The organism is uncultured Sphingomonas sp. (genome assembly GCF_913776855.1).
Taxonomy (GTDB): Bacteria; Pseudomonadota; Alphaproteobacteria; order Sphingomonadales; family Sphingomonadaceae; genus Sphingomonas.
In genome coordinates this window covers 1-20,256 of the sequence record NZ_CAJYQD010000034.1, presented here as the reverse complement: position 1 = coordinate 20,256, position 20,256 = coordinate 1, and the positions used below count along the sequence as shown (strand labels likewise).

Genomic DNA, 20,256 nt, shown 5'->3' with positions numbered 1-20,256 from the left:
ACTACCCCGCCGCCTTCGCCAGCCCGCGCGAGATTTGCAGCGCGGCGTTAAGCCGTGTCTGTGGGTCGCCGAAGCTGCGGCTGATGACCAGGCGCATGTCGGGGCGCAGCTTTGCGGTGCCGTTGAGCTTGTCGACATAGGCGAGCAGCCCTTCGACGCTGGGGAATTTGTCCTCGTGGAAGCTGACGATCGCGCCTTTGGCGCCGACATCGATCTTGGCGATGCACGCCTTTTTCGCGTTCAGCTTGGCCTCGATCAGTTGCAGCAGGTTGGCGGTGGCGAGCGGCAGCTTGCCGAAGCGGTCGATCAGTTCGGTGGCGAAGGCGTCAATGCCGGCGCGATCCTCGACATCGTTCAGGCGGCGGTAGAGACCCATGCGCAGGTCGAGGTCGGGGACGTAATCCTCCGGGATCAGGATTGGCGCGTCGACGGTGATCGCGGGCGAGAAGTCCTTGGGCTTGTCGTCGCGCAGGCCACCGGCCTTGGCGTCGAGGATCGCCTCCTCCAGCATCGACTGGTAGAGTTCGAAGCCGACTTCCTTGATATGGCCGGACTGCTCGTCGCCGAGCAGGTTGCCGGCGCCGCGCTGGTCGAGGTCGTGGCTGGCGAGCTGGAAGCCTGCGCCCAGCGATTCGAGGTCGGAGATGACCTTCAGCCGCTTTTCCGCCGCCTCGCTGACCAAGCGTTCGGGGGGCGTGGTCATATAGGCATAGGCGCGGGTCTTCGACCGGCCGACGCGCCCGCGCAGCTGGTAGAGTTGCGCTAAGCCGAACTTGTCGGCGCGGTTGATGATGAGGGTGTTGGCGGACGGGATGTCGAGGCCGGATTCGACGATGGTGGTCGACACCAGCAGGTCGTAGCGCTTGTCGTAGAAGGCCGACATGCGTTCCTCGACCTCGCTCGGCGCCATTTGCCCGTGCGCGACGACGTAGCGGATTTCGGGAACCTCCTCGGTCAGGAATTTCTCGATGTCGGGAAGGTCGGCGATGCGCGGCGTAACGAAATAGGCCTGGCCGCCGCGATAATGTTCACGCAGGAGCGCCTCGCGCAGCACCACCGGGTCCCATGGCATGATGTAGGTGCGGACCGCCAGGCGATCGACCGGCGGGGTCTGGATCACCGACAGCTCCCGCAGGCCCGACATCGCCATCTGCAGCGTGCGCGGGATCGGGGTGGCGGTGAGCGTCAGGACGTGGACGTCGGCCTTCATCGCCTTCAGCCGTTCCTTGTGGGTCACGCCGAAGCGCTGTTCCTCGTCGACGATGACCAGCCCCAGGCGTTTGAAATCGACCTGTTTGGAGAGGACGGCGTGGGTGCCGACGACCACGTCGATCGTCCCGTCGGTCAGGCCGTCGCGGACCTTCTTCGCCTCGGTTGCGGTGACGAGGCGGGAGAGGCGGCCGACCTCGATCGGGAAGCCTTCGAAGCGGGCCTTGAAATTGTTGTAGTGCTGGCGGGCGAGGAGCGTCGTCGGGCAGACGATGGCGACCTGCATTCCGGCCATCGCCGCGACGAAGGCGGCGCGGAGCGCGACCTCGGTCTTGCCGAAGCCCACGTCGCCGACGACGAGGCGGTCCATCGGCTTGCCCGCGCCCAGATCCTCCAGCACGTCGGCGATGGCGCGTTCCTGGTCGTCGGTTTCCTGATAGGGGAAACGGTCGACGAAGGCGGGATAGCCGCCGCTGTCGGGTTCGGCGATGTCGGCGGGGCGCATGGCGCGCTTGGCGGCGGTAGCGATCAGGTCACCCGCGATTTCGCGGATGCGATCCTTCATCCGCGCCTTGCGTCGCTGCCATGCCTCCCCGCCCAGACGGTCGAGCGATGCCCCTTCCTCCCCCGCGCCGTAGCGGCTGAGGACTTCGAGGTTTTCGACCGGCACGTAGAGCTTGTCGCCGCCGGCATATTCGAGCTGGACGCAGTCGTGCGGGGCCTTGGCCACCGGCACCTGGGTCAGCCCGACATAGCGGCCGATGCCGTGGTCGGCATGGACGACGAGGTCGCCGGGGGAAAGGGTGGCGAGTTCCTGCAGGAAGGCGTCGGTATTCTTGCGGCGCCTGGCCCGGCGGACGAGTCGGTCGCCGAGCATGTCCTGTTCGGTCAGCACCGCGACATCGGCGGCGGTGAAGCCGTGGTCGAGGGGCAGGACGACGAAGGAGACGGTCGACTTCGCGCCGCCCAGCGCCTGCTGCCAAGTCTCGACGGTCGACACGCCGGTCAGGTCGTGATCGGCGAGCAGGCCCATCAGCCGCTCGCGCGCACCCTCCGAATAGCTGGCGAGGATCGGCTTGCGGCCTTGCTTGCGAAGGCCGGCGATGTGATCGACGACGGCTTCGTAGATGTTTGCCTGTTGCGTACGTTCGGGGGTGAAGTCGCGCGGGCCGTCGACCTCGAAATCGATCGAGGTGGCGCTGTCGGGCGCGTGGAAGGGTGTGACCTGATGCGCGGCGGTGTCCGACAGGCGGTCGGCCCATTCATCGGCCGACAGATAGAGCGCGGCGGGCAGCAGCGGGCGGTAGCTGCCCGGATCGCTGGTCTGCGCGCGGACGCGGTTGGTGTGATAGTCGGTGATCGATTCGAAGCGCTGCTCGGCAGCGGCTGGGACGCCCGCGTCGCGGACGATGACGGCTTCTGGCGAGAGGTGGTCGAAAAAGGTTTCGAGGCGTTCTTCGAAAAAGGGCAGCCAATGTTCCATGCCCGACAGGCGGCGGCCGTCGCTGATCGCCTGATAGATCGGGTCGCCGGTCGCGGTCGCGCCGATTTTCTCGCGATAGCGGGTGCGGAAGCGCTTGATCGAGTCTTCGTCGAGCAGTGCTTCGGAGGCGGGAAGGAGAGTGAAGCCGTCGACGCGGCCGGTGGTGCGCTGGTCCTCGGGGCTGAAGGTGCGGACGGTTTCGATCTCGTCGCCGAAAAAGTCGAGGCGCAGGCCGACATCGGAGCCTGACGGCCACAGGTCGACCAGGCCGCCGCGCACCGCGAACTCACCCGCGTCATGGACGGTATCGACGCGGTTATAGCCGTTGGCTTGCAACAGGGCGGAGAGGCGGGGGAGCGAGATGCGCTCGCCGGGCGCGAGGCGCGCGACCAACTGACGGATGCGGAACGGGGTCAGCGTGCGCTGGGTCGCGGCGTTGACGGTGGTGACGATCAGGCGCGGGCCTTTCGCCGTCGTCTGAAGCGTGTGGAGCGCGGACAGGCGTTCGGCCATCGAGCGCAGTGTCGGGCTGGCGCGGTCGTAGGGGAGGCAGTCCCACGCGGGGAATTGCAGCACCGAGAGGTCGGGGGCGAAGAACGGCGCGGTGGTCGCGATGGCGCGCATCGCCGCTTCGTCGGGGGCGATGTAGATCAGATCGCCCTTAGCGCCGCGGGCGAGGTCGGCGAGCAGGACGGGGAGGAAGCCGGCCGGAACCCCTGCGAGGGTGAGCGAGCGGGGGGCGGTCAGGATCTTGGACAGGTCGGGCATCGGGTTCCTATAGCCCTCTGCCCCATGGGGGAGAGGGTTGGGAGAGGGGGCGACAGGTGCCGTCTTTGGCATTCCCCTCTCCCCGACCCTCTCCCCTGAAGGGGAGAGGGAGTTACTTGGCAACCGGCACGAAATCCATCGCGCGCATCGCGTGGAGGACCGGGTGGTCGAACTGCGCCGGCGGCGGCTGGACGCCCATCGCCCACGCCATGATGTCGACATCCTGTTCCTCGAGAAACCCCTCGAACCAGTCCATGTCGGCGTCGCTCCAGGTGGCGGAATGCGCGTCGAAATAGCCGCCGATCATCAGGTCGGCTTCGCGGGTGCCGCGATGCCAGCTACGGAATTTCAGGCGCTTCAGCCGGGTTTCGCGGTCCATGATGTTCCAATGCCGATGGTCCGGCGGACGCTGGAAGCGGACGCCGGTTGGGATTAGGGCGAGATAGTCATGCGTCCTGATCTCCTCAACCCGCTGTTTGCCGAAGTCACCTCGCTGAAGGGGGTCGGCCCGGCGCTGGCCAAGCCGCTGGAGCGGTTGAAGCTGTCGCGCGTGGTCGATGTCGCGTTCCACCTGCCGACCGGCTGGGTCGACCGGCAGAAGCGGACCGAGCTCATGGAGCAGGATGCGGGGCGGGTGATCGCGATCCCGCTGGTCGCGACCGATTACCGGGTCAGCGCCGGGCGGGGGCCGACGCGGGTGCGGGCGGCGGACGCGCACGGCAATATCGTGAGTCTCACCTATTTCGGCGGATCGTCGGGCTGGGTGAAGAAGCTGTTTCCGCTCGGCGAGACGCGGATCGTGTCGGGCAAGCTGGAGCTGTACGGGCAGGAGCTGCAGATGGTCCATCCCGACCATGTCCTGCCGGTCGAAGAGGCCGACAGCCTGCCGGAGCGGGAGGCGATCTATCCGCTGTCCGAAGGGCTGACCTCGCGCCGGGTCGGGCAGTTGACTGCGCAGGCGATCGAGCGTGCGCCGGACCTGCCCGAATGGATCGAGCCGAGCCTGCTGGCGAAGCACGACTGGCCGGCATGGAAGGAAGCGCTGGCGCGGGTCCATGCCGATCCGGCGGATGCGAAGGCGCGGGAGCGGCTGGCCTATGACGAGGTGTTCGCCAATCAGTTGGCGCTGCTGTTGGTGCGTGGCGAGGCGCGGGCGCGGAGAGGACGGGCGCTGACCGGGGACGGGCGGCTGCGCAGCAAACTGGACCTGCCATACAAGCCCACGGGTGCGCAGTCGCGGACGATCGGCGAGATCGAGGGCGACATGGCGCAGACCCAGCCGATGCTGCGGCTGCTCCAGGGCGATGTCGGGTCGGGCAAGACGCTGGTCGCGCTGATGGCGCTGCTGATCGCGGTCGAAGGCGGTGCGCAGGGGGCGCTGCTGGCGCCGACCGAAATCCTGGCGCGGCAGCATTTCGCGACGTTGCAGCGGCAACTGGCCGGGACCGGCGTGACCGTCGCCGCGCTGACCGGGCGCGACAAGGGGCGGGTGCGCGAGGGCGTGCTGATGGGGCTGGCCGACGGGTCGATCGACATATTGGTCGGCACGCACGCGATCTTTCAGGAGGGCGTGACCTATCGCGACCTGGGACTGGTGGTGGTCGACGAACAGCATCGCTTCGGCGTGGCGCAGCGGATGATGTTGCAGGCGAAGGCGGCGCGGCCGCCGCACCTGCTGGTGATGACCGCGACGCCGATCCCGCGCACGCTGACCCTCGCCCAATATGGCGAGATGGACGTCAGCCGGCTGGACGAAATGCCGCCGGGGCGCGAGCCGATCGAGACGGTGGTCATGTCCGAGGACAAGTTGGACGCGGTGGTCGATGGCCTTGCCCGGCATCTGTCGGCGGGGAAGCAGGCCTATTGGGTGTGCCCGCTGGTCGAGGAGAGCGAAAAGTCCGACCTCGCCGCCGCCGAAGCACGGGCGGAGGCGCTCAGGCAGCGGTTCGGCGACAAGGTGGCGCTGGTCCATGGGCGGATGAAGCCGCTGGAGAAGGACGCGGTGATGGCCGAGTTCTCCGCCGCGCGCGCGGGTGTGCTGGTGGCGACGACGGTGATCGAGGTGGGCGTCGACGTGCCCAATGCCACGCTGATCGTGATCGAGGCGGCGGACCGGTTCGGCCTAGCGCAGTTGCACCAGTTGCGTGGGCGCGTCGGGCGCGGCGGGGGCAAGTCGGTGTGCCTGCTGTTGCGGGGCAACAGCCTGTCGGAGACGTCGCGGGCGCGATTGGCCTTGATGCGTGAGAGCAATGACGGATTCCGCATCGCCGAGGAGGATTTGCGGCTGCGCGGGGGTGGCGAATTGCTGGGCACGCGGCAGTCGGGGGAGGCGGTGTTTCGCCTCGCCACGCCGGAGATGCTGGGCGAGTTGCTGCCGGTCGCCAATGCCGATGCGCGGTTGCTGGTGGATCGCGATGGCGGGCTGGAAGGGCCACGGGGGCAGGCTGCGCGGGTGGCGCTGTACCTGTTCGAGCGGGATGCGGGGGTTGGGCGGTTGCGGTCGGGGTGAGTTCGTCGGCCGTATCCCCGCGCAGGCGGGGATCCAGAGCCGCGGGCGGCGCGCTTCGTTGCCCTGGACCCCCGCCTACGCGGGGGTACGAATGGGGGTGGTGAGCGCGGTTACCCAACCGTCATTCCGGCGTAGGCCGGAATCCATTGTGTCGGGTGTTTGCGATAGCGGTGTGACCTCACCCCATCCATGGATTCCGGCTTTCGCCGGAATGACGGAGGTTGCTTGCGAACGTCGCGACCGATAGCGCCTTGCCCATGAACGCGCTCGCTCCCCTCATCGTCGCCCTGCTGGGTGGTATCGGCCTTGCCGTGCAGCCGCCGACCAACGCGGCGCTGGGACGGAGCATCGGGTCGGTGTTGCTGGCGGCTTTGGTGTCGTTCGCGGTGGGGACGATGATCCTGGTCGGGGTCTGGCTGATCGCCGACCGGACGCCGCTGGCGAATTTGCGCGAGGCGCGGCCGTGGATGTTCCTCGGCGGGGCTTACGGCGCGTTCTTCGTGTCGGCCGCCGCCTTTGCCGCGCCGCGTCTCGGGCTGGCGTCGATGCTGACGATCATGATCGCGACGCAGCTGGTCGCGGCGCTGGTGATCGACCGGTTCGGGCTGATCGGGTTGCCGCGCGCGCCGATCAGCGGGTTGCGGCTGGTCGGGGTCGCGCTGGTGCTGGTAGGGGCGGTGCTGGTGCGGCGGGGATAGGCTGCTCCAATTCCACGCACTCCGTTTGCTTCGAGCCTGTCGAGAACCGTAGTCGAGAAGGATTGCCCCAAACGACCGGGTTCTCGACGGATGCTTCTCGACTTCGCTCGAAGCTGCTCGAACTGAACGGGGTGCGTGGGGAAGGGGGTGGCTTACTCCGCCGGGGTCAGCAGCCCGTGATGCTTCTTGCCCGCCGAGACCCGCACCGGCGCCTCCACAGCGATCAGTTGCGCTTCGTCGACGACCTTCTCGCCATCGACGCGCGCGCCGCCGCCCTTGATGAGCCGGCGGGCCTCGCCCTTCGACGCGGCTAGGCCGAGGGCCACCAGCGCGTCGACGACGGTGATGCCGCCCGCCACCGCGAAGGTCGGCAGCGTGTCGCCGGCCGATCCTTCCTCGAAGGTGCGGCGCGCGGTTTCGGCGGCTTGCGCCGCGGCATCGGCACCGCGACACATGGCGGTGGCTTCGTTGGCGAGGATCTTCTTCGCCCCATTGATCTCGGCGCCCTGCAACGCTTCCAGCCGGGCGATCTCGTCCAGCGGAAGGTCGGTGAACAGGCGCAGGAAGCGGCCGACGTCGCGGTCGTCGGTGTTGCGCCAGAACTGCCAGTAATCGAAATGCGGCAGCTGATCCTCGTGCAGCCACACCGCGCCCGACATGGTTTTGCCCATCTTGCCGCCATCGGCCGTGGTGATGAGCGGGGTGGTGACGCCGTACACCTCGGTCCCGTCCATCCGGCGCGACAGTTCGATACCGTTGACGATATTGCCCCACTGATCGCTGCCGCCCATCTGCAGACGGCAGCCGTGCCGCTGCGACAATTCGCGGAAGTCGTAGGCCTGCAGGATCATGTAGTTGAATTCGAGGAACGACAGCGATTGTTCGCGGTCGATGCGCAGCTTGACCGAATCGAACGACAGCATCCGGTTGACCGAGAAATGCTGGCCGACCTCCCGCAGGAACGGGATATATTCGAGCTGGTCGAGCCAGTCGGCATTGTCGACCATCACCGCGTCCGACGCGCCGTCGCCAAACGTCAGGAAGCGTTCGAAGATGCGCTTGATCGATGCGACGTTCGCCGAAATGCCGTCCTCGGCCAGCAGCTTGCGCGCTTCGTCCTTGAAGCTCGGATCGCCGATCTTGCCGGTGCCGCCACCCATCAGCACAATCGGCTTGTGCCCGGTCTGCTGCATCCGGCGCAGCAGCATGATCTGCACCAGGCTGCCGACATGCAGTGACGGCGCGGTCGGATCGAACCCAATATAGCCGGGCACGACCTGCTTGCTCGCCAGCGCGTCGAGGCCGGCGGCATCGGTCAGCTGATGGATATAGCCCCGTTCGGACAGGGTGGTGAGCAGGTCGGACGTGTATGCCATGCGCGTTCCCTTAGCGTCGCGGGCGTCCCGAAGTCCACGTATCTCGACTTTGGCACGGTTCAGGCGATATTGAGCGTATCCATTTGCGCGGAGATGCCCCTTGCTTGCGATCGGCCTGATGTCTGGAACCTCGCTCGACGGGATCGACGCGGCATTGATCGAGACCGATGGCGAGGGGGAAGTGCGGCCGATCGCGTTCGTCGGCACGCCGTACAGCGACGAGGACCGCGCGATCCTGGCTGCCGCGACCGAACTGGCGCTCCTGCTGGACGATCCGGGCGAGCATCCGCTGATCGAGCGGGCGGAGGAGCTGCTGACCCGTACCCATGCCGCCGCCGTCGCCGCGCTGCTGGATAAGGCGGGCGTGGAGGCGCGGGCGGTCGACGTCATCGGCTATCACGGACAGACGGTGGCGCATCGCCCGGACAAGGGCTGGACGTGGCAGCTGGGCGATGGCGCGGCGCTGGCGGCGGCGACGGGCATCGATGTCGTCGCAGCGCTGCGCGTGGCGGACGTGAAGGCGGGCGGGCAGGGCGCGCCGCTGCTGCCCGCCTATCACGCGGCACGGGCGGCGGGGATGGACAAGCCGGTGGCGGTGCTGAACCTGGGCGGGGTCGGCAACATCACCTATGTCGGCGAGGACGGCGCGCTGATCGCCTTCGATACCGGCCCGGCCAACGGCTTGGTCGACAGCTGGGTCGAGGCGCAGAGCGGCGCGCGCTATGACGAAGGCGGCGCGCTGGCGGCAAGCGGGCAGGTGGACGAGACGGTGCTGACCGCGATGCTCGACCATCCGTTCTTCGCACTGCCGCACCCCAAATCGCTCGACCGGCACGACTTCACCATCCAGCCGGCGCGCGGGCTGTCGGCGGCGGACGGGGCGGCGACGCTGACCGCGTTCACCGCCGCCTGCGTTGCCGAGGCGATCGACCAGTTGCCGGCCCGGCCGACGCGGTTGTTGGTCGGCGGCGGCGGGCGGCTCAATCCCGTCATGCTGCGAATGATCGGCGAACGGTGCGGGGTGACCACCGAACCCAGCGACGCGATCGGATGGGACGGCGACGCGCTGGAGGCCGAGGGCTTCGCCTATCTGGCGGTACGGTCGCTGAAGGGGCTGCCGATCACCTTTCCCGGCACGACCGGCGTGGCGGCGCCGTTGACCGGCGGCGTGTTGTACCCGGCGCAGCGGTCGGGGCTGGCGCTGCGGCTTGTCAGCGCCTAACGGCCGGAAATGCTGACCGGCCTGATTTTCGCGACCGAAGAAGCCGAACACCAGCCCGGCGTGCTGGCGGCGACCCTGCCCTTTGGCGGCATGACCCTGATCGAATATCAGGCGCGGCTGCTGGTCGCGGCCGGGGTCGGACAATTGCTGGTCGCGGTCGGGCGGGTGACGCCGGCGCTGGCGGCGGCGGTCAACCGGATCGGGCGGCGCGGCGCGACGGTCGATATCGTGCGATCGGCGGAGGAGGCGAAGGCGAAGGTCCATCCGCTGGCGACCATCGTCGCACTGGCCGATGGCCTCGTCACGACCGACGCGGTGGTCGAGGGGATGGCGCTGGAGCCGACCGATACGTTGCTGGTGACGCCGACCGGCGACGCGACCTCGGTCGAGCGGGTCGATGCCGAGCATTGCTGGGCCGGAGTCGCCACGCTGTCGATCGATCGGCTGGACGATGCCGCCCGCCTGCCGCGCGAATATGATTTCCAGTCGACGCTGCTGCGCGTCGCGACGCAGGCGCGGGCGTCGCACGTCCTGTTGCCGGCCAAGGCGGTGCGATCGGGGCACGGCGTGGAGCGCGACGCGGGGACGCTGGAGGTGCGGAGCAAGGATGTGCTGGCGTCGCTGGCCGAACAGCGCACCGGCTGGATCGACCGGTACGTGTTTACGCCCGTGTCCCGGCTGCTGCTGCCGTTACTGGTACGGCGCAAGGTGCCGGATGTGGCGATCGGCGCGGCGGGCGGGGTGCTGGGCGTCGCCGGGCTGGCCGCGATCCCGTTCTGGAGCGCGGGTGCGGCGACGGTTCTTCTGTTCCTGGCGATGGTCATCTTGTCGGCGGGGTCGCTGCTCGGCTGGCTGCGCGGGGAGGATGGCCATGCCGCGATGCAGGAACGCGGCGTCGATGTCTTCGGGATCGCCGGGGTCCTGGGCGTCGGGCTGGTCCAGTCGCTGATCGTGCAGGCCGGGACGGCGGGGGTTCTGGCGCTGGTCGGGGTGATCGCGACGATCCTGGCGCGGCGATCGCCGGCCGTCCGCCCGCCCTGGGCCGCGACGCCGGCGACGGCGCTGGTATTGCTGGCGCCGTTCGCCCTTGCCGGAACATCGACGATCGGGCTGGCGTTGGTCGCGCTGCACGCGGGCGTCACGCTTGCGCAAGCCATCGAAACTTTGCGGCGCGGGGCTTAGCTTAGCCTTAACCGGGTAAGGTTAAAGCCGGAACCATGTCCATCGACCCGATCGATCCCCGCGAAGCCAGCGCTGCCGCCATCCTGCTGCTGGACCATGTCGCCGCGGCCGAGCGCGCCGGGCACCGACGGCTGCGCGCGGCGGCGGATCATTTCCACCTGCCCGACGAAGCCCGCATCGACGACCGTACCGCCGCGCAGCTGGGCGAGGTGATGCGCGCGACCGTCGTCGGCGTCGATGCCGCAGTCCGCGACCATGCGATCCGGTTGCTGACGGCGCGGGGGCACGCCGCCCTCGCCCAGGGGCTGCGCATCGCGGGATCGCCGTTCGACCGGGTGGTCGGGGCCGGTCTGTTCCGCGACCCGGCGCTGTTCGGCGAATTGTTCGCGCGGGTCCGGCTGGATGCGATCGCGCACGGCCTGCCGATGATGGTCGCGGGCGACGGGCCGACGATGGTCGCGCGGCTGGCGCAGTCGAGCGACCGGCTGGTCGCCGCCGCTGCGGTGGCGATGCTGGCGGCGCAGGCGCGACGCGGCAGCGTGGTGGAGGGGATACCGGCGGCAGTCGAACTGGCCCGGCCGCTGCACGCGCGCATGGCGTGGTGGGTGGCGGCGGCGCTGCGCGACATGGCGGGGGCGGGTGAACAGATCGCGCTGCTCGACGCGGCGCTGGCCGAATCGGTGCGCCGGGCGATCGAGCCGCAGGCGGAACTGGTCCCGCTGGAAATCGCCGCCATGCGGCTGGCCCAGGCGATCGAGCCGCAGGGTGACGAGGTATCCGCGCTGCTGGCCGGGGCGATCGGCGACGGGCGGCTGATCCTGTTCACCGCGCTGGTCGCGCGGGCGAGCGGGCTGGCGTTCGAGCGGGTTCGCGACCTGGTAATCGATACCGATGGCGCACGATTGTGGGTCGTCCTGCGCGCACTGGCGGTCGACCGGGCGACGATCGCGCGGATCGGGTTTGCGCTGGCGGAGGCCGAACCGGTGCGCGACGTCGAAGGATTTGCCGACCGGATCGACGTCATCATGGAGGTGACGCCGGACGCCGCGCGGATCGCGCTGGCACCGATGGCGCTGGATACCGACTATCACGCGGCGATGCTGGCGCTGGGATCGGCGGCGTGAACGAGCATCGCCCCGGAGCGCCGCCCGCGATCGGGCGCTTGTCGGCGGACGGGCTGTTGCTCGACGCCGAACCGCGCCTGGCCGAGCTGAACCGACGGGCCGGCGGCGGGCCGGGACAACCGATCGCCGTACCGCAGATCGCGGCGCTCGTCCGGCTGGTCCAACGGCTGGGTATCGCGCTGACGCGCCCGATCGTCGCGGCCGATGGCGACGACGATATCGCGCTGACCGTGCGCGCCGAACCGGACGAACTGGGTATCCGGCTGGAGGTTGGCGGGTGGCAGGCCGGCGCGCCGTGGGAGGCGGACCCGGCCCATCGGCGCGAGGCGGATTTTCTGCGCTCCGATGCCGACTGGCTATGGACCACCGATGCGGCGCTGCACCTGACCCATGTGACCGACCATGCTGCCGTGCGGCTGGGTTTCGATCCGCAGGGGGTGCTGGGGCAGCCGATCACGCGGCTGTTCGCGCTCAACGACGATGGCGATGGCGGCTTCCCGATGCTGAGCGCGCTGGCGGCGCAGGCGTGGTTCGACGGACAGGAAGCGGCGATCCGCGGCACGGCGCATCGCGTCCGCCTGTCGGCGGTGCCGCGGGTCGATGCGAACGGGCAGTTCGCCGGGTTCGATGGCGCGGCGCGCGACCTGTCGGCCCAGGAGGTCGCGCATCCGGCAGAGGTCGCGTCCGACCTGCCCGACGGGTTCAGCCGGCGGATCGGGCGGGCGCTGCGCGATCCGCTGGGCCGGATCATCGCCAATGCCGACAGCATGTCGGCGCAGACCGACGGGCCGCTGCGCGACGATTACGTCGCCTATGCTGCCGACATCGCCAGCGCGGGGCGGCACCTGTTGGGGCTGGTCGACGATCTGGAAGACCTGTCGGCGATCGAGCGGGCCGATTTCGTGGTGACGATCGAGGACCTCGACCTGGCCGATGTCGCCAGGCGGGCGGCGGGATTGCTGGCGGTGCGCGCGGCGCAGGGCGATGTGCGGATCGACCGGCCGTCGTTCGACGAGGTGATGCCGGCCAGCGGCGAATTCCGCCGCGTGCTGCAGATTCTGGTCAACCTGATCGGCAATGCCGTGCGCTATTCGCCGCCCGGCGGCACGGTATGGATCCGGCTGGAGCGCGATGGCGACGATGCCTGCGTGATCGTCGCCGATCAGGGCAAGGGCATCGCCGCGACCGATCAGGAGCGCATCTTCGCCAAGTTCGGCCGCGTCGACCCGACCGAGGCGGGGGGTAGCGGCCTTGGTCTCTACATCGCCCGGCGACTGGCGCGGGCGATGCACGGCGACATATTGGTCGACAGCGCGCCGGGGCAGGGGGCGCGGTTCGTACTGCTGTTGCCGGGGCGGTTCATGGCGGCAGGCTGAGGCGTCCAGTTCGTTGTTTGGATATGGGACCGCCGTACCAAATGTTTGATCGATCTGTCCGGAATCGTCGCCCCAGCGAAGGCTGGGGCCTCAAGCGGTTCTTGTCCCGTGCTATCACGGGGAGATCCCAGCCTGCGCTGGGATGACGTCTGGCTTAAGGTGGCCGGGTCAGGATTCAGCGTTATCCGCCGCCAACCCCTTTGAACCGGTCAGGCAAATGCCGCGTCGGCCAGCGCGCGGAAGCGGGCGAAGGCGTCGCGGGCGGCGGCGATCATGCGGTCTTCCTCTTGCGCAGTCATCTCCGCCGCGTCGATCCGCGCGGTGAAGCGGCGCCAGTGCGCGGCGCGGCCTTCCGGATGGCCGGCAAGGTGTCGCGCGCCATGGTCGGTGGTCAGGCCGATCCGTTGCGCAGCCTTCAGCAGGAACGCCGCGCCCAGCGACGATCCCTCAGCCACGTACAGCCAGCCCAGCGATGTCGACATGTCGAAAGGTTCGATCGGATCGACATCGGCAACGGGCGGCGGGGAAAGGCGCAAGTCGGCCAGGTCCGCCGCGATCGCCGCCGACCGGTCGCGCCGGGCAAGGTCGGGGATCAGCGCGCGGAGCCGTGGCGCGGCGTAGAGCGGTGCGAGGGCGGCGTGGAACGCCTGTTGCGCGCGCAGGAACCGGACATAGCGCTCGGGCGAGGAAAAGGGATCGAGCGCCATGATCCGCTGGTCCAGCGTATCATGGATCGTCGCGGTCGCGGCCTTCAGGCGCTGCGATCGGGTGGGGGTGGGGAGGATGGTCACCCGCCACCCTAACCGCTTTGGCCGGGGGCGCAAAGCCGCGCCGCCCGGCCGACACGTCAGAACAGGCCGTCGTCGTCGTCATCCTCCTCGGCCACTGCGCTGGCGACTGCGAAGGCGGCCGGGACGTTGGCGGCATGGACCTCACGTTCCTGCGCCATCGTGTAGAGTGCGAAGATGCGCGGCAGCAACTCGGCCAGCGCGGTGCTGGCCTCGTCGGACAGCGTATAGACCGGCGGCGTTGCCGACAGCACAATGGCCGCCTGCCGCATGGTGGCGCCGAGTTCCAGTTCGGCCCCGATCTCGTCCCCCGCGTTCGCCAGCAGTTCGATCAGCTGCCGCGCATCGTCGCCGCCTTCGCGGACGGCCAGGTCGGTGCGCTGGCACCCCTCGCGGATCACGACCAGCGCCTGCGACAGCTTGACCCCCATGTCGCCTTCGCCTTCCGCGCCGCGCTTGTCGGCGAGCAGCGCGTTGACGTCGGACAGTTCGCGGATCGGCTGGCCGATGCCGCGCATCGCATTGCCCAGCGAATGGGCATAGATATCGACCTCACCCGCAACGACCGACACCGCCTTGCCCAGGTCGCCATGGCGGCGGCACAGCAGCCGGGTGTTGGTCGCGATGTCCTGCACGTTGAACTGCACGCGCTGGAGCTGTTGCAGCCGCCCGGTCAGTTCGTCGACGGTTTCGGTGATGAGGCCGAGCATCGCGGCCGAACGCTGATCGGCTTCCTGCAACTGGACGGTAATCACCGCGATCTCGCCGACCGCTTCCTCGATCTGGATCAGGAACGGGCGGCCGTTGCGGCCGGCATCGTCCTCGATCAGGTCGAGCAGCGCGGCGGTATCGGGCTGCAACGCCTTCAACGTCTGCACCAGCAGCGCGGCGTCGCGATCGAAATCGGCGGCGCTGGTTTCCAGCAGCGCGGCGAGCAGCCGGTGGACTACCGAGGCGACCTCGACATGCGCCGCCGCCGACACGTTGTGGGCACAGCCGTCGAGCAGTTGTAGCGCGGAGACGACATGTTCCAGCCGCTGCCGCGTGCTGTCGCCGACCTGCAGCGCACCGAGCATGGTGGCGACGCGGCCCTGCACGGTGCGGGCGATCTCCGCCACCTGTCGTGCCATCGACGCCACGTCGCCCAGATGGGCGTGCAGCGCATCGGCGTCGCGGGTCAGCCGCACCGGCACGGCGGGCAGGATCTTGCGCGCTTCGGCGGCGAGCAGGCGCCCGGCCTGCTGCACGCTGCCGACGCTGCCCGACAGTTCCTTCAGCTTGGCCAGGAACCCTTCGAGATGCTCCTCACCCGTGGCAAGACGTTGCCCCATGTTGTTGACGAAGCCCACGAAAGCGGCCTCACCCGACGCCGCGATCTTGATGTTCATGCCGTAGATGTGCAGCACCCGCAGCGCCTGTCGCATGTCCATCACATGGTCGCGCAGCACGCGCGAGGCCGACCCGATCCGGGCCATGTCCGCCTCGCGCCCCGCCTGTACCGCTGGCAGCGCATCGAGCTGTCCGGCGACCGATTTCAGGCTGGACACGGCGATGCCCGCGACGCTTTCGTCGAGCGCGCCGGTCACCCCCTCGATCGAGGTGATGATGCGGTCGATCGTCTCGATCGCCGTCGACAGCGTGGACCCGGCGCGGACGAACCGTGCGTCCATGCCCGCCGCGACCAGCGCCAGCGTGCGCTTCAGGTCGGTCAGGTCGATCGCTTGCGCAAGGTCGGGTTCGATGCGGATATGGTGCATGGCGTCAATCCTGGACGGATGGGTGGGCAGGGCGGGGGGCGCGCGTCATCGCGCGGTCGCCTGCAACAATTCGCGTGCGATGGCGCCGAGCGGGATCACCCGGTCGGCCGCGCCGCGTGCGATGGCTTCCTTGGGCATACCGAACACGACCGAGCTAGCTTCGTCCTGGGCGAAGGTGCGGGCGCCCGCCTGTTTCATTTCCAGTAGGCCGCGCGCGCCGTCGTCGCCCATGCCGGTCATGATGATGCCGACCGCGTTCGACCCGGCGTTGCGCGCGGCGGAGCGGAACAGCACGTCGACGGACGGGCGATGGCGGGACACCAGCGGCCCTTCCTTGATCGCGACGACATAGCGTGCGCCCTGCCGCTCCAGCATCATATGGCGCAGGCCGCCCGGCGCGATCAGGACATGGCCGCGCATGACGGTATCGCCATCCTCGGCCTCCTTCACATCGACTTGGCACAGGCCGTTCAGCCGCTTGGCAAAGGCGCGGGTGAAGCTTTCGGGCATATGCTGTACGATGACGATGCCGGGCGAGTTGGCGGGCAGCGCCTCCAGCACCTCGCGCAGCGCTTCGGTCCCGCCGGTGGACGCGCCGATGCACACGACCATCTCGGTCGTGCGGCTCATCGCGCGGCCGCTGGGCGGGGGCAGCACGGCATCGGCGGTCAGCTTCGCGGCCGGTGCGGTCGTGCGGCCCGTCGCCGGTCGACCGCGGACCCGTGCGCGCGCGGCGCCCTTCACCGTCTCGCGGATGCGCATCTTGGCTTCCGTCAGGTGATCGGCGACGCCCATGCGCGGTTTCAGGATGACGTCGACCGCGCCGGCCTCCAGCGCCTGGAGCAGCGTTTCCGACCCTTCCTCGACCAGCGACGAACACATCACTACCGGGATGGGCTTCTGGCTCATCAGCTTGCGCAGGAAGGTCACGCCGTCCATGCGCGGCATTTCCACGTCCAGCGTGATGACGTCGGGCACCTCCTCCTGGATATGGCGCGCGGCGGCAAAGGGGTCGGCGGCGGCGGCGATCACTTCGATCGCGGGGTCTTCGCTCAGGATCGCGGTCATCGCCTGGCGGACGCTTGCACTGTCATCGATGATCAGGACGCGGATCTTGGCCATGTCAGTCCTTCGTGAAGACGGTGTAGGACGCGGTCCGGACCGGCAGGTCCATGCCGGCGATCGATTCCGAATGGCCGAGGAACAGATAGCCGCCGGGGCGCAGATTGTCGCACAGCCGGCGAACGACGCGCTCCTGCGTCTCCTTGTCGAAATAGATCAGCACGTTGCGGCAGAAGATGATGTCCATCGGTTCGCCGACCGGATAGCGGGCATCCATCAGGTTCAACCGGGCGAAACCGATCGCGGATCGTAGTGCGGGGACGATCCGCACCTGGCTGGACTGCCGGTCGACCGCCGTCGCGACATAGCGCTGCCTGAGCGTCGCGGGCACCGGTTCGACCAGTTCGGCCGGATAGATGCCGCGCCTGGCCGTTTCGAGGACGGCGGTGTCGATGTCGGTGGCGAGGATGCCGTAGTCGACGCCGCTCTTCTGTGCGAACTGATCCAGCACCATCGCCATCGTGTACGGTTCGGCCCCGGTCGAACAGGCCGCGCTCCACGCCCGGATACGGCGTCGGCCGCTATCGGCCAGGGTCGGCAATGCGGTCTTCGCCATGAAGTCGAAATGGCCGGGTTCGCGAAAGAAGTCGGTCTTGTTGGTGGTCACCGCGTTGATGAGATGGATCATCTCGTCGGGATCGGCGCTGCCGTCGAACAGATGGTCGCAATACCCGTCCAGCGTCCGGATGCCGACCTCGCGCATCCGCCGCTGCAACCGACCCTGCAGCATCGTGGCCTTGGTTGCCGGCATCTTGATGCCGGTCTTGTCGAAGATCAGCGCCGACAGCCTGGCGAATTTATGCGGGCTGAGACGGTCGGCGTCGGGAGAAAGCGCGGGTAGTGCGGACATCGAACTGGTTCCAATCGATCGGCGTGGCAGCGACGGTCACGTCGTCGGAGCAGGGATGGGGGCAGGGCGGCGACTATGCCGCCCGGCCGAAATCGGCGTCCTCGTCATCGATGCCGCCTTGTGAGAGGTCAGCGCGAAGCCGCGGACGCGGGATTGCTGTTCGGCTACGCTGCCTGCCCGTGCCTTGACGGCGACCTTGGCCTTCTTGCCCTTCGGCTTGACCACGGCGCGCTTGGCGACCGGCGCAGCGGCATAGGCCGCATCGGCCAGCTTGAAGAAGGCGATGCTGGCCTGCAGTTCGTCGGCCTGGCCCGCCAGTTCGTCGGCGGTCGACGAAATCTCTTCGGATGCCGATGCGTTCTGCTGCGTCACGGTGTCGAGCTGTTGCAGCGCCTGGTTGATCTGGGACGCGCCGATGTCCTGTTCGCGGCACGCGGCGCTGATCTCGGCGACCAGTTCGGCGGTGCGGCGGATGTCGGGGACCAGCTTCGTGAGCATCTCTCCTGCCTGTCCGGCCGCCTTGACCGTGTCCGACGATACCGCGTTGATTTCGGCGGCGGCGCTCTGGCTGCGTTCGGCGAGCTTGCGGACTTCCGACGCCACGACCGCGAAGCCGCGACCATGTTCGCCAGCGCGCGCCGCTTCCACCGCCGCGTTCAGCGCCAGCAGGTCGGTCTGCCGTGCGATTTCCTGTACGATGCTGATCTTTTCGGCGATGGTCCGCATCGCGGTGACGGCGCGTTCGACCGCCACGCCGCTGGCTTCGGCATCCTTCGACGACTGGCGCGCGATCTTTTCGGTCTGCGCGGCATTGTCGGCATTCTGTTTGATGTTGGCGGCCATCTCCTCCATCGACGCGGAGGCTTCTTCTGCGGAAGCGGCCTGTTCGGTGGCGCCTTCGCTGACCTGTTCCGACGACGACGACAGCTGCTGGCTGCCCGACGCCACCTGGTCGGACGCCGCGGCGACTTCGCCTGCGAACTTCGACAGATTGTCGACCAGCCGGTTGATGGCGTCCTTCATCCGCTGATGATCGCCGTCGCACGCGATCTCGACCCGGTTGGTCAGGTCGCCGGTGCTGACGCGGTCGAGGACGCGATTGCCCTCCGCGATCGGCAGGATGATCGCGTCGAGCATCCCGTTGATGCCGTCGACCATCGCCGCATAGTCACCGGCGAACCGCGCCGCGTCGCCGCGCTCGTTCAGCCTGCCGGCGGTGGCCGCGGCGATCAGGCGCTGGATTTCGCCGGAAATGTGCCGGAAGTTCTGGCGCAGCGTTTCGACGGTATCGTTGATGAACGCCTTCTTGCCGGGAAAGGGTTCGAGCGTCGCGTCGAAATCGCCCTCGCCGAACGCCTTGATACAGGCCATCGCCTTTTTCTTCACCGCGATATGGCCGGCGACCATCTTGTTGATGCCGGTCGCCATCGCCCGGAAATCGCCGGGGAATTTGTCGGCCGGCACCTCGACGTCGATGTCGCCGCGGTCATGTTCATCCGACATGTGGTTCATTTCGGCGATCAACGTTCGCAAGTTGCCGCGCAGCGTCTCGATCGTGTCATTGATGAATGCCTTCTTGCCGGGCAGGCGGTCGAACGGCGCATCGAAATGGCCGTTGGCCAGTTCGCGGATACAGCCCATCGCCGCCTTCTTGGTATCGATATGCGATCCGACCAGCTGGTTCATTCTCCCGGCGATCCGGCCGACATCGCCGGGAAAGGTGTCCAGGGCCAGCGTGACGTCGATGTCGCCGCGCGCATGTTCGCCCAGGACGTGGTAGATCGCCGCATCCAGCCGCGCGACCGGGCCGAGCGCGGTGTCCAGCAGGGCGTTGACCGCCGTCAGTATCTCGCGCGCCTCATCGGTCGCGACATCCTCGCGCAGGCGCTGCGACAGATCGCCGGCGGCGATCGAGCGGGTCAGCGCGTGGATCTCGGCGATCGCCGTGGCGGGTCGGGAGGAGCGCTTGAACTGCGACAGCATCGACATGTTGGGCATCCTCTTTTCTGGTTGTCACTGGCGGCCAGTTTGCGGATTTCCGGCCGCACCGCATCCCGCCGCAGGATGCGGTGCGGCCATCGGGTCAGGCGGCCTGGGCGATGGTGGCGATCGCCGCGTCGTCGTTGGAGAATATCTCCGCCGCGTCGATCACCACCACGAAGCCGTCGGGTTCGCGCACCACGCCGGCGATATAATCGGAGCGCCAGCGCAGCCCGATGTCGGGGGCGGATTCCAACCGGTCCCGTTCGAAGGTTGCGACCGCGATCACCCGGTCGACCACCAGCCCCAGCGACAACATGCGGTCGGCCAGCACGACGTCGACGATCAGCACCCGCGTCGCCAGCGTCGGTTCGACCGCACGCAGGCCCAGGCGCGTCCGCAGGTGGATCATCGGCACGCCCTGTCCCCGGACATCGGTGATCCCCAGCATCCACGCCGGACCGCCCGGCACCCGGAACGCGGGCCGATAGTCGAGGATTTCGCGAACCATGGTCACCGGGACCGCGAACACTTCCTCACCCATGCCGAAGGTCACAACCTGTATCGGCGCCCTGTCGTTCATGCTGCTTCTCCAAAGGCGGCGTCGTCGCCGTCCGGGCCGCCCTGCGTCAGGTCCAGCGCGAAGCCGCGCACGCGGGTCTGCTGGTCGGCGATCGAATTGGGCTTCGCGCGGGGGGCGGGGGACTTGGCACGGGCCGCCGGCTTGCGCGTCGCGGCCGGCCTGCGTGCGTGGTGGGTCTGTTCGACGCGGAAGAACGCGATGCTCTGCTGCAGCTCGTTCGCCTGTCCGG

Annotated in this window: 14 protein-coding genes and 2 pseudogenes; 6 read left to right on the top strand and 10 right to left on the bottom strand. The window is 68.5% G+C overall.

The features are described 5' to 3' along the window. Window position 1: 1 nt before the first annotated feature. Entirely contained in the window at window positions 2-3,460 is a 3,459-nt protein-coding gene (gene mfd, locus QZ755_RS09835) for a transcription-repair coupling factor (RefSeq protein ID WP_294322352.1), read from the bottom strand. A 112-nt stretch (window positions 3,461-3,572) separates the two neighbouring features. Continuing rightward, a complete protein-coding gene (locus QZ755_RS09830) occupies window positions 3,573-3,839 on the bottom strand; it encodes a succinate dehydrogenase assembly factor 2 (protein WP_294322351.1) in 267 nt (88 codons plus the stop codon). A gap of 69 nt (window positions 3,840-3,908) precedes the next feature. On the opposite strand from QZ755_RS09830, the gene recG reads away from it, so the two are divergent. Together recG and QZ755_RS09820 are read left to right on the top strand one after the other, a co-directional pair. Continuing rightward, window positions 3,909-5,969, top strand: a complete 2,061-nt coding sequence (gene recG / locus QZ755_RS09825; protein ID WP_294322349.1) for an ATP-dependent DNA helicase RecG — start codon at window positions 3,909-3,911, stop codon at window positions 5,967-5,969. A 257-nt stretch (window positions 5,970-6,226) separates the two neighbouring features. Next, window positions 6,227-6,667 (top strand): DMT family transporter, encoded by a 441-nt coding sequence (locus QZ755_RS09820; protein WP_294322347.1) that lies wholly within the window; start codon window positions 6,227-6,229, stop codon window positions 6,665-6,667. Between the two features lie 152 nt (window positions 6,668-6,819). On the opposite strand, the gene tyrS is transcribed toward QZ755_RS09820, so the two are convergent. Then, window positions 6,820-8,043, bottom strand: coding sequence for a tyrosine--tRNA ligase (tyrS, locus tag QZ755_RS09815; protein ID WP_294322345.1), 1,224 nt, complete (start codon window positions 8,041-8,043; stop codon window positions 6,820-6,822). A gap of 100 nt (window positions 8,044-8,143) precedes the next feature. Between tyrS and QZ755_RS09810 the strand changes: the two genes are divergently transcribed. Genes QZ755_RS09810 through QZ755_RS09795 form a run of 4 tightly spaced genes read left to right on the top strand, consistent with a single transcriptional unit; the run spans window position 8,144 to window position 12,947 of the window. Next, window positions 8,144-9,265, top strand: coding sequence for an anhydro-N-acetylmuramic acid kinase (locus tag QZ755_RS09810; protein ID WP_294322343.1), 1,122 nt, complete (start codon window positions 8,144-8,146; stop codon window positions 9,263-9,265). A gap of 9 nt (window positions 9,266-9,274) precedes the next feature. Further along, entirely contained in the window at window positions 9,275-10,447 is a 1,173-nt protein-coding gene (locus tag QZ755_RS09805) for a hypothetical protein (protein WP_294322342.1), read from the top strand. 35 nt (window positions 10,448-10,482) lie between these two features. Continuing rightward, window positions 10,483-11,571 (top strand): DUF2336 domain-containing protein, encoded by a 1,089-nt coding sequence (locus QZ755_RS09800; protein WP_294322340.1) that lies wholly within the window; start codon window positions 10,483-10,485, stop codon window positions 11,569-11,571. Further along, window positions 11,568-12,947, top strand: coding sequence for a PAS domain-containing sensor histidine kinase (locus tag QZ755_RS09795; RefSeq protein ID WP_294322338.1), 1,380 nt, complete (start codon window positions 11,568-11,570; stop codon window positions 12,945-12,947). Before QZ755_RS09800 ends, QZ755_RS09795 begins: the two co-directional genes overlap by 4 nt. 209 nt (window positions 12,948-13,156) lie before the next feature. Here the strand turns inward: QZ755_RS09795 and QZ755_RS09790 are convergent, their stop codons facing one another. From QZ755_RS09790 to QZ755_RS09760, 7 genes and pseudogenes are all read right to left on the bottom strand, one after another. Next, window positions 13,157-13,738 (bottom strand): biliverdin-producing heme oxygenase, encoded by a 582-nt coding sequence (locus QZ755_RS09790; protein WP_294322336.1) that lies wholly within the window; start codon window positions 13,736-13,738, stop codon window positions 13,157-13,159. A gap of 56 nt (window positions 13,739-13,794) precedes the next feature. After that, a complete protein-coding gene (locus tag QZ755_RS09785; protein ID WP_294322334.1) occupies window positions 13,795-15,492 on the bottom strand; it encodes a hypothetical protein in 1,698 nt (565 codons plus the stop codon). 45 nt (window positions 15,493-15,537) lie between these two features. Then, window positions 15,538-16,614 (bottom strand): chemotaxis response regulator protein-glutamate methylesterase, encoded by a 1,077-nt coding sequence (locus QZ755_RS09780; RefSeq protein ID WP_294322333.1) that lies wholly within the window; start codon window positions 16,612-16,614, stop codon window positions 15,538-15,540. A gap of 1 nt (window position 16,615) precedes the next feature. Further along, complete coding sequence (locus QZ755_RS09775; RefSeq protein WP_294322331.1) at window positions 16,616-17,464, bottom strand: protein-glutamate O-methyltransferase CheR; 849 nt, start codon at window positions 17,462-17,464, stop codon at window positions 16,616-16,618. 73 nt (window positions 17,465-17,537) lie between these two features. Continuing rightward, window positions 17,538-19,447 (bottom strand): annotated as a pseudogene (locus QZ755_RS09770) (methyl-accepting chemotaxis protein). A gap of 100 nt (window positions 19,448-19,547) precedes the next feature. Beyond that, window positions 19,548-20,027: a chemotaxis protein CheW gene (locus tag QZ755_RS09765; RefSeq protein WP_294322329.1), complete on the bottom strand. Its 480-nt coding sequence runs from the start codon at window positions 20,025-20,027 to the stop codon at window positions 19,548-19,550. Next, a pseudogene (locus QZ755_RS09760) lies at window positions 20,024-20,256 on the bottom strand (methyl-accepting chemotaxis protein); the annotation flags it as partial. The pseudogene QZ755_RS09760 and the gene QZ755_RS09765, both read right to left, overlap by 4 nt.